Raw genomic sequence first — 9,293 nt, forward strand, 5'->3', positions numbered from 1 at the left:
GACCGCTGTTCCCGGCCGCTGTTCCCGCTGCGGTTCCGGCTGCCGTTCCCGGTGCCGGGAGGCCCGGCGCGGACGCCGGTGCGAGGCGGTGTCCGCGCCGCGTACTAGCCTCTGGAACCGTGCCCGCCCGACTCCGTCACCCCGAAGAACTCAAGCGACTGCTCGGCATCCCGTTCACCGCCGAGCAGATCGACGCCATCACCGCCCCGCCCGCGCCACAGGTCATCGTGGCGGGCGCCGGGTCGGGCAAGACCACCGTGATGGCCGCGCGGGTGGTCTGGCTGGTCGGCACCGGGCAGACCGAGCCCGAGCGGGTCCTTGGCCTCACCTTCACCAACAAGGCCGCCGCCGAACTCTCCGAGCGGGTACGGCGCGCGCTGCGCCAGGCCGGAGTCCTCGAAGCCCCCGGCGCGCCCGCGCCGAGACCCGCCCCGGGCGATCCGCCCACCGAGGAGGCACCGGGCGAGCCCGAGATCTCGACCTACCACGCCTTCGCCGGCCGGCTGATCACCGAACACGGCCTGCGGATCGGCGTGGAACCCGCCTCCCGGCTCCTCGCCGACGCCTCCCGCTTCCAGCTCGCCGCCGAGGTACTGCGCGCCGCGCCAGCCGAGTTCACCGCGCCCACCGGCGCCTCCACCGGCAACCCCCGCCGCTTCACCGCGCTGGTCGAGGACCTCATCGCGCTCGACGGCGAACTCTCCGAACACCTCGTCGACCCCGGCGCCCTCCGCGACCACGACGACTCGCTGCTCTCCGCCCTCTCCCGCGTCAAGCTGTCCAACGCCGCGCTGCGCCGCGTCCCGGAGACCGCGCGCGGCCGGCGCGAACTCCTCGCCCTGGTGGAGGAGTACCGCGCCCGGAAACGCTCCCGCGACCTCATCGACTTCGGCGACCAGATCGCGCACTCCGCCCGTCTCGCGCGGGACGTGCCGGAGGTCGGCCGCGCCCTGCGCGAGCGCTACTCCGTCGTGCTCCTCGACGAGTACCAGGACACCTCGGTCGCGCAGCGCATCATGCTCGCCGGCCTGTTCGGCGCGGGCGCGGGCGCCGACGCCGGGCACGCGGTGACGGCCGTCGGCGACCCCTGCCAGGCCATCTACGGCTGGCGCGGCGCCTCCGTCGCCAACCTCGACGACTTCCCCGGACACTTCCCCCACGCGGGCGGAACGCCCGCCGACCGCTACACCCTCACCGAGAACCGCCGCAGCGGCGGCCGTCTCCTCGAACTCGCCAACGGCCTCGCCGCGCCCCTGCGGGCCCGGCACCCCGGCGTCGAACCCCTGCGGCCCGCCGACGGCGCCGAGCACTCCGGCCGGGTCCGCTGCGCCCTGCTGCCCACCCAGGACGAGGAGTTCGACTGGCTCGGGGACCACCTGGCCCATCTCGTCCGGACCGGCACCCCGCCCGGCGAGATCGCGGTGCTCTGCCGCACCGCGGCCGACTTCTCCGAGATCCAGCGGGCCCTCGTCGAACGCTCCGTCCCGGTCGAGGTGGTCGGTCTCTCCGGACTGCTCCACCTTCCCGAGGTGGCCGACCTGGTCGCGGTCTGCGAGGTCCTGGCCGACCCGACGGCCAACGCCGCGCTGGTCCGGCTGCTCACCGGCCCGCGCTGGCGCGTCGGCCCCCGGGACCTCGCGCTGCTCGGCCGGCGCGCCCGGGCGCTGGTGCGGCGGGAGGCGGAGAGCGGCGCCGACCGGCTCAGCGGGGCGGTCGAGGGCACCGACCCCGCCGAGGTCGTCTCCCTCGCCGACGCACTCGACACCTTCACCGGCGCCGCCTCGCGCGGCCGGGACCACGCCGGGCCCCCGGGGCACCCCGGTGCCCGTTCCCATGCCGGTGGCGACCACGGCCGTCACGACGGCTTCGACGACGACCTCGCCTTCTCCGACGAGGCCCGTGTCCGCTTCGCCCACCTCGCGGCGGAGCTGCGGGACCTTCGCCGCTCCGTCAGCGACCCGCTGATGGACGTGCTGCACCGGGTGCTCGCCGCCACCGGCCTGGAGGTCGAACTCTCCGCCTCCCCGCAGGCGCTGGCCGCCCGACGCCGGGAGACCCTGCGCGCGTTCCTCGACATCGCCGCCGACTACGCCGCCGGCGGGCACAGCACCGCCGTCGACCGCGACGCCACCCTCCCCGCCTTCCTCGCCTACCTCAAGGCCGCCGCACAGCACGACAAGGGGCTCGACGGCTCGCTCCCCGGCAGCGAGGACACCGTCAAGGTCCTCACCGCCCACAAGGCCAAGGGCCTGGAGTGGGACGTCGTCGCCGTCCCCGGCCTGTACCGCACCGGGTTCCCGCAGACCCGCGCCCAGGACTCCTGGCTCAAGCACTCGCACACCCTTCCCTTCCCCCTGCGGGGCGACGCCGCCACCCTGCCCGGCGTCGAGGAATGGACCTCCGCAGCCCTCGGTGACTACGACTCCGAGGCGAGCGGCCACCGTGAGCTGGAGGAACTGCGCCTGGGCTACGTCGCCTTCACCCGGCCCCGCTCGCTGCTGCTGGGCTCCGCCCACCGATGGGGCCCCTCCCAGAAGAAGCCCCGCGTCCCCTCACCGTTCCTGACCGCGCTCCGTGACCACTGCGAGGCGTCGCCGGAGCACGGCGAGGTCGAGAGCTGGGCCCCGGCACCGGCCGACGGCGACGTCAACCCGGCGCTCGACGGCGCACGGGGCGAGCAGCCCTGGCCGCTGCCGCTCGGCGTGGAGGCCGCCGCCCGCCGCCGCGAGGCGGCCGAACTGGTCCTGAGCGAGCTGCGCGGCCTCGGCGACCCCGGCGCGATGCCCTCTCCCCGCCGGGGCGCCGACGCCCCCGGCCGGTCCGGGTCCGAGCCTGCGCCTGACCCCGCGCCCGGGCCCGGGCCTGCGCCTGAGTCCGAGCTGAGCCCGGAGGAGCAGCGGGCCGTCGAGTCCTGGGACCGCGACCTCGACGCCCTCGCCGGGGAGCTGCGACGCTCCCGCGAGCGCGTCCGCGACGTCGTTCTGCCCGCCTCGCTCTCCGCCTCCCAGCTCCAGTGGCTCGCCGCCGACCCCGAGGGCTTCGCCCGCGAGCTGGCCCGGCCGATGCCGCACCGGCCGCGCCCGGCCGCGCGGCGCGGCACCCGCTTCCACGCCTGGGTCGAGTCCCGGTTCGAGGCGCTGGCCCTGCCCATGCTCGGGCCGGACGAACTGCCGGGCGGCGAGGACGACGACCCGGACATCCGCGACGAGCACGACCTCGAACAGCTCAAGGAGTCCTTCGAGCGCGGCCCCTTCGCCGACCGCACGCCCTACCAGGTGGAGGCCCCCTTCCAGCTGAGGCTGGCCGGCCGTACCGTCCGGGGCCGGATCGACGCCGTCTACCGCGAGGGCGACCGCTTCGAGATCATCGACTGGAAGACCGGCCACAACCGGGACGCCGACCCGCTCCAGCTCGCCGTCTACCGGGTCGCCTGGGCGGAACTGCGCCGGATTCCGCTCGCCCGCGTCACCGCGGCCTTCTACTACGTACGCGGCGGCGAGCTGGTCCGCCCCGCGGTGCTCCCCGACCGCGCCGGCCTGGAACAGATCCTCGCGGGGGAGGTCTCCTGGGCCCTCAACATCCCCGGTTAGGCTCGACGCATGCCCCGCAACCCGGACAGTGCCGTCCCCCCGATCGTTCTCACCGACACCGCCGACATCGACCGGGCGTCCGGCCACCGCCAGGACGAAGCGTGGCTCGGCGCGGCCTGGAGTCATCCCACAACCAGGGTCTTCGTCGTGTCCGGCGGTCAGGCGCTGATCGAGGACACCGAGGACGGCCGCGCCGAACTGGTGATGACCCCCTCGTTCGACGCGCCCGTCACCGAGGCGCACCGCTACTTCCTGGGCGTGGACGACGCCGGGGTCCGCTACTTCGCCGTCCAGAAGGACTCCCTGCCCGGCCGGATGGACGACGCGGCCCGCCCGGCCGGCCTGCGCGAGGCCGCCGTGCTGCTCGGCGAGCGGGACGCCGCACTGATGGTGCACGCCGTCGCGCTGGAGAACTGGCAGCGGATGCACCGCTTCTGCTCCCGCTGCGGCGAGCGCACCGTCATCGCCGCCGCCGGCCACATCCGGCGCTGCCCCGCCTGCGGGGCCGAGCACTACCCCCGGACCGACCCGGCGGTCATCATGCTGGTCACCGACGACGAGGACCGTGCGCTGCTGGGGCGGCAGATGCACTGGCCGGAGGGCCGCTTCTCCACCCTGGCGGGTTTCGTCGAGCCGGGGGAGTCCGTCGAGGAGGCGGTGGTGCGGGAGGTCTCCGAGGAGGTCGGGGTGCGCGTGGAGGCCGTCGAGTACGTCGGCAGCCAGCCGTGGCCCTTCCCGTCCGCACTGATGCTCGGGTTCCACGCATCGGCCGGCGGTGACGGCGCCGTGATCCGGGTGGACGGCGAGGAGATCTCCGAGGCCCGCTGGTTCTCCCGCGACGACCTGCGGGCCGCGATCGAGAGCGGGGAGATCATGCCGCCCTCGCGGATCTCCATCGCCGCCCGCCTGGTCGAGCAGTGGTACGGCAAGCCGCTGCCCCGTCCCTGACCTGCCGCGCCCGCCGCCCCGCCCCGTCGGGGCCGGGGCGGCGCCGGACGTGAAGCCGCCCGCCTCCCGCCGGGTGCGGGCGGGAGACGGGCGGCGTTCGCGCGTGGGGGTCAGGCGCCGAGCTTCTGCTTGACCTGTGCCACGGACGGGTTGGTCATCGTGGAGCCGTCGTCGAAGAGCAGCGTCGGCACCGTCTGGTTGCCGTTGTTGGCCTTCTCGACCAGCGCCGCGCCGTCCGGGTCGTGCTCGATGTTGACCTCGGTGTACGGGATGCCCTCCCGGTCCATCTGACGCTTGAGTGTGCGGCAGTAGCCGCACCAGGTGGTGCTGTACATCGTCACGGTGCCCGGCATCGCGATGACGCTCCTTCGCGGTCGTTGTGCGGGTGGCTGCTCCCCGCGGTCGCGGGACGGCCGGCCCGTCCCCGGACGTGGGGACAGCCATCAGGAGAACATGCCCGGTCCGCCGCGCATTCCACCCGTCCGGTGCCGTGGACGGGACGGGCGGCGGGAGACGGGTCGGAGGTGGCGGGCGGAGGCGGCTGCCCGGGGGTACTCCTGTGATGATCGGACCGCCGTTGTGGACGACGCGACCCGCCCTGTCCGCCGGGCCTGGCAGCATGGTCCGGGTGACAGCAGCGACGCCCTTCCCGGACAGCCCCATCCCCGCGTCCGCGCCCGAGCCCGGACCGGCCCCCGCCATGGCGTTCGGCGCCCCGTCGTTCGCCGAGCCACCGGCCGACGCCGACGCGGTGCTGGACGGCCTGGACCCCGAGCAGCGCGAGGTCGCCACCGCCCTCGCCGGGCCGGTCTGCGTCCTCGCCGGCGCCGGTACCGGCAAGACCCGGGCCATCACCCACCGCATCGCCTACGGCGTGCGCGCGGGCGTGCTGCCACCGATGAGCGTCCTCGCCGTCACCTTCACCAACCGCGCCGCAGGCGAGATGCGCGGACGGCTGCGCCAGCTCGGCGCCCGGGGCGTCCAGGCCCGGACCTTCCACTCCGCCGCCCTCAAACAGCTCCAGTACTTCTGGCCCAAGGCCATCGGCGGCGAGACGCCGCGGCTGCTGGAGCGCAAGGTCCAGCTGGTCGCCGAGGCGGCGGCCCGCTGCCGCATCCGGCTGGAACGCGCCGAACTGCGGGACCTCATCTCCGAGATCGAGTGGTCCAAGGTCACCCAGACCATCCCCGAGGAGTACCCGGTCGCCGTCGCCAAGTCCGGCCGCGACGCCCCCCGCGACCCGGCCGAGACCGCGCGGGTCTACGCCCAGTACGAGCAGCTCAAACAGGACCGGGGGATGATCGACTTCGACGACGTGCTGCTGCTGACCGTCGGCATCCTCCAGGACCGCCCGGACATCGCCGAGATCGTCCACCGGCAGTACCAGCACTTCGTCGTGGACGAGTACCAGGACGTCAGCCCGCTCCAGCAGCGGCTGCTCGAACTCTGGCTGGGCGGACGCGACTCCCTGTGCGTGGTCGGCGACGCCAGCCAGACGATCTACTCCTTCACCGGCGCCACCCCCGACCACCTCCTCGACTTCCGCACCCGGCACCCGCAGGCCACGGTGGTGCGGCTGGTCCGCGACTACCGCTCCACCCCCCAGGTCGTCTCCCTGGCCAACGGGCTCCTCGCACAGGCCAAGGGGCGCGCCGCCGAACACCGGCTGGAACTGGTCTCCCAGCGTCCGGGCGGGCCCGAGCCCGTCTTCACCGAGCACACCGACGAGCCGGCCGAGGCCGAGGCGACCGCACGGCAGATCCGTGACCTCCTCGGCTCCGGCGTGCCGGCCAGCGAGATCGCGGTGCTCTACCGGATCAACGCCCAGTCCGAGATCTACGAACAGGCCCTGACCGACGCGGGTGTGCCCTACCAGCTCAAGGGCGCCGAGCGGTTCTTCGAGCGCCAGGAGATCCGGCAGGCCGGGCTGGCGCTGCGCGGATCGGCACGCGCCGCGGGCAACGACGCCGCGGTGGACGACGCGGTCGGCCTCGCCGAGCAGGTGAGCGCGGTCCTCGCCGGTGTCGGCTGGAGCCCGGAACCGCCCGCCGGCTCCGGCGCCGCCCGGGACCGCTGGGAGTCCCTGCGGTCCCTGGTCCGCCTCGCCGAGGCCCTGGCCGCCGCCCGGCCCCGCGCCACCCTCGCCGACTTCGTGACGGAACTGGAGGAGCGCGCCCACGCCCAGCACGCGCCCACCGTCGAGGGCGTCACCCTGGCCTCGCTGCACACCGCCAAGGGACTGGAGTGGGACGCGGTCTTCCTCGTCGGGCTCACAGACGGGATGCTGCCGCTCTCGCACGCCAAGACGCCGGAACAGATCGAGGAGGAGCGGCGGCTGCTGTATGTGGGGGTGACCCGGGCACGCAAGCACCTCTCACTGTCCTGGGCGGTGGCCCGCACCCCCGGTGGGCGTGCCGGGCGCAAGCCCAGCCGCTTCCTGGACGGCCTGCGTCCCGGCTCCACGGGGCGCCCGGCCCGCGGCGGCTCGGGCGGAAGCGGCTCGGTGGAGCGGGGCGGCGGCGGCCGCAAGCCGCGTGGTCCGGTGCCGTGCCGTGTCTGCGGCCGGACGCTGACCGAGGCCGCCGAGATGAAGCTCCGCCGCTGCGCCGACTGCCCTTCCACGATGAACGAGGAGCTCTACGAACGGCTGCGGGACTGGCGGATGACCCAGGCCCGCGAGCTGGGCCGCCCGGCCTACGCCGTCTTCACCGACGTGACGCTGATGGCCATCGCCGAGGAGGAGCCGGACACCGAGCGTGGTCTGGCCCGGATCTCCGGTGTGGGCCCCCACAAGCTCCGCCAGTTCGGCGAGGACGTCATCGCCCTGTGTGCGGGCCGCCACCCGGACGAACTCGCCGCCGCCGCCAACGACTCCGCCGACGACACCGACAGCGATACCGACACCGACAGCGATACCGACGCCGACGCCGCCGCCGGGGGCGCGAGTGACGGCGAGCCCGATCCGTTCGACGACTTCCTCGCGTCCGCCGGTTCCCCGGCCCCCTCCGGGCCGGAGGAGCCCCCGTCCGCGTAGCCGAGGGCGAACCGGGCCGGGTCGCACACGATCCGGCCCGCGCCGGGTGACGCGGCCGCGCGCCCGCGCGGCCCGGAATCGGGCTTTCTGCCTGCTCAGAGCGGGTGTCGAGGCGCCGGCACGACCCGGCCCGCGGGCCGGTCGAGCAGATCCGGGAAAAACCTCGGAAAAATAGTTTGCGCCGGACGGAGAGATCCGCATAGCGTGCTTCACGGCGACGGAAGAGGTTCCTCTTCTTCCCGAGTCATGCTGTACTGAACGAGCACCACGAGCCGCGACCGGTAACCCCGGTCCCATACGACGCCGAAGGGAGGCGAGCCAAGTGTCCACGATCATCACAGCGACTGGTCATGCGGTGGCCGCCTCCTGCCTGTACGCGCGTAGCTCCGTCATCGGTGCCGCCCCGTCGGGTGTCGTCGCAGCCGCAGGCGTGCGTGGCGTGGCTCCTGCCATGTCCGCGGTCGTGCGAGAGCGCGGCAAGGGCATCCACGTGGCAGCCAATGTGGCCGACGAGCGGGCCGAGGCCCGTGGCTTCGCGGCCACCGACGACCAGCTGTTCGGACAGCAGAAGACCCAGCTTCTGACGATGTGGGCCCTCCGCGGGCTCAATCCCTGGAGTGATCCAACCTGATCTGTGAGATCAGGTCGGCACCTCAGGGCCGCGGAACCCCACCAGGGATCCGCGGCCCTTCTGTTTTCCCAAAACAGAGAACGACCGACACACGACGAGACGAGGACACACCACCGTGCGACTCGCAGCCACCGCCCCGTCTTCGCCCGACCTGACCTCACTTCCAGATCCGGAGAACCCCGTGACCCCGCTGTACACCCTCAACGAGCTCGACGAGGCCATCGACCGCCTCGGCACGGACGTCCCGTGCCGTAGCTACGACCCCGAGGTCTTCTTCGCCGAGTCCCCGGAGGACGTGGAGTACGCCAAGTCCCTCTGTGGCACCTGTCCGCTCCGCGAGGCCTGCCTGGCCGGCGCCAAGGACCGGCGTGAGCCCTGGGGCGTCTGGGGTGGCGAGCTGTTCGTCCAGGGCGTCGTCGTGCCCCGGAAGCGTCCGCGCGGCCGCCCCCGCAAGAACCCGGTCGCAGCCGCATGAATCCCGGAACGATCGGCGCCCCCGCGCCGCACACCCCCCACCTGGACACAGACATGAGCACACGGCACCACCACACATCGAACGAACCGGCGCCGGCAGACCCGCGCCACCCCCAGAACAGGAACCGAGAAATGGAACTCATGCCCGAAGCCCTGGCGCGTTCGCATATGAGCGAACGCCTGCGGCAAGCGGAATCCCAACGACTGGTCACGGCGGCCCGCCTGGAGCAGCGTTCGCGCCGCCTCCAGCGGCGGGCGGAGCGCGCGTCGCAGCGCGCCCGGCGCGCCCTGGCCAAGGTGGTCATGTAGCGGAAGCCGGAGCGGCGTCGACGACGCCGCTCCGCCCCACGGGAGTTGACGCCCCGACCTCACCACGCACGGCCCGGCCCGGGACCTCCCGGCCGGGCCGTCGGCCTGTCCGGGGGCCGCGCTGCTCCGGCACTCTCGCTTCGGCCACACCGGTCGCAGGCGGCCCACTCGCCCCGCCGCCCGCCCTGCTCGCTCCGCCCGCTCCGCCGCCTGTCCCGGCCGCACCGCCACGCACCCCGCCGCCTCCCGCCGTGTCGCCGGTGACTCCGCCTGTTTCGGCGGAGTCACCGGCGACACGGCGGGAGGC

The 9,293-nt window shown here is 74.1% G+C and carries 7 protein-coding genes; 6 read left to right on the forward strand and 1 reads right to left on the reverse strand.

The features are described from left to right. The first annotated feature begins 119 nt into the window (after positions 1 to 119). A complete protein-coding gene (locus E0D90_RS04485) occupies positions 120 to 3,590 on the forward strand; it encodes an ATP-dependent DNA helicase (protein WP_130796675.1) in 3,471 nt (1,156 codons plus the stop codon). A gap of 9 nt (positions 3,591 to 3,599) precedes the next feature. Then, on the forward strand, positions 3,600 to 4,538 hold the full coding sequence (gene nudC, locus E0D90_RS04490; RefSeq protein ID WP_103502488.1) for an NAD(+) diphosphatase: 939 nt from the start codon (positions 3,600 to 3,602) through the stop codon (positions 4,536 to 4,538). 110 nt (positions 4,539 to 4,648) lie between these two features. On the opposite strand, the gene E0D90_RS04495 is transcribed toward nudC, so the two are convergent. Next, complete coding sequence (locus E0D90_RS04495; RefSeq protein ID WP_103502487.1) at positions 4,649 to 4,891, reverse strand: mycoredoxin; 243 nt, start codon at positions 4,889 to 4,891, stop codon at positions 4,649 to 4,651. 347 nt (positions 4,892 to 5,238) lie between these two features. Here E0D90_RS04495 and E0D90_RS04500 point away from each other — a divergent pair, with 347 nt between their 5' ends. From E0D90_RS04500 to E0D90_RS04515, 4 genes are all read left to right on the forward strand, one after another. Beyond that, positions 5,239 to 7,572, forward strand: coding sequence for an ATP-dependent DNA helicase UvrD2 (locus tag E0D90_RS04500; protein WP_227869983.1), 2,334 nt, complete (start codon positions 5,239 to 5,241; stop codon positions 7,570 to 7,572). Positions 7,573 to 7,894: 322 nt separating this feature from the next. After that, positions 7,895 to 8,203, forward strand: a complete 309-nt coding sequence (locus E0D90_RS04505) for a hypothetical protein (protein WP_130796676.1) — start codon at positions 7,895 to 7,897, stop codon at positions 8,201 to 8,203. A 115-nt stretch (positions 8,204 to 8,318) separates the two neighbouring features. Continuing rightward, on the forward strand, positions 8,319 to 8,678 hold the full coding sequence (locus E0D90_RS04510) for a WhiB family transcriptional regulator (RefSeq protein ID WP_103502484.1): 360 nt from the start codon (positions 8,319 to 8,321) through the stop codon (positions 8,676 to 8,678). Next, entirely contained in the window at positions 8,675 to 8,986 is a 312-nt protein-coding gene (locus E0D90_RS04515; RefSeq protein WP_103502483.1) for a putative WhiB-interacting protein, read from the forward strand. Before E0D90_RS04510 ends, E0D90_RS04515 begins: the two co-directional genes overlap by 4 nt. Positions 8,987 to 9,293 lie beyond the last annotated feature (307 nt).

The sequence above is a fragment of the Streptomyces otsuchiensis genome (genome assembly GCF_004305975.1).
Lineage (GTDB): Bacteria > Actinomycetota > Actinomycetes > Streptomycetales > Streptomycetaceae > Streptomyces > Streptomyces otsuchiensis.

Coding starts and splice junctions, on each gene's coding strand:
- nudC (WP_103502488.1), top strand. CDS start 3,600: ATGCCCCGCAACCCGGACAGTGCCGTCCCCCCGATCGTTCTCACCGAC.
- E0D90_RS04515 (WP_103502483.1), top strand. CDS start 8,675: ATGAATCCCGGAACGATCGGCGCCCCCGCGCCGCACACCCCCCACCTG.
- E0D90_RS04495 (WP_103502487.1), bottom strand. CDS start 4,891: ATGCCGGGCACCGTGACGATGTACAGCACCACCTGGTGCGGCTACTGC.
- E0D90_RS04500 (WP_227869983.1), top strand. CDS start 5,239: ATGGCGTTCGGCGCCCCGTCGTTCGCCGAGCCACCGGCCGACGCCGAC.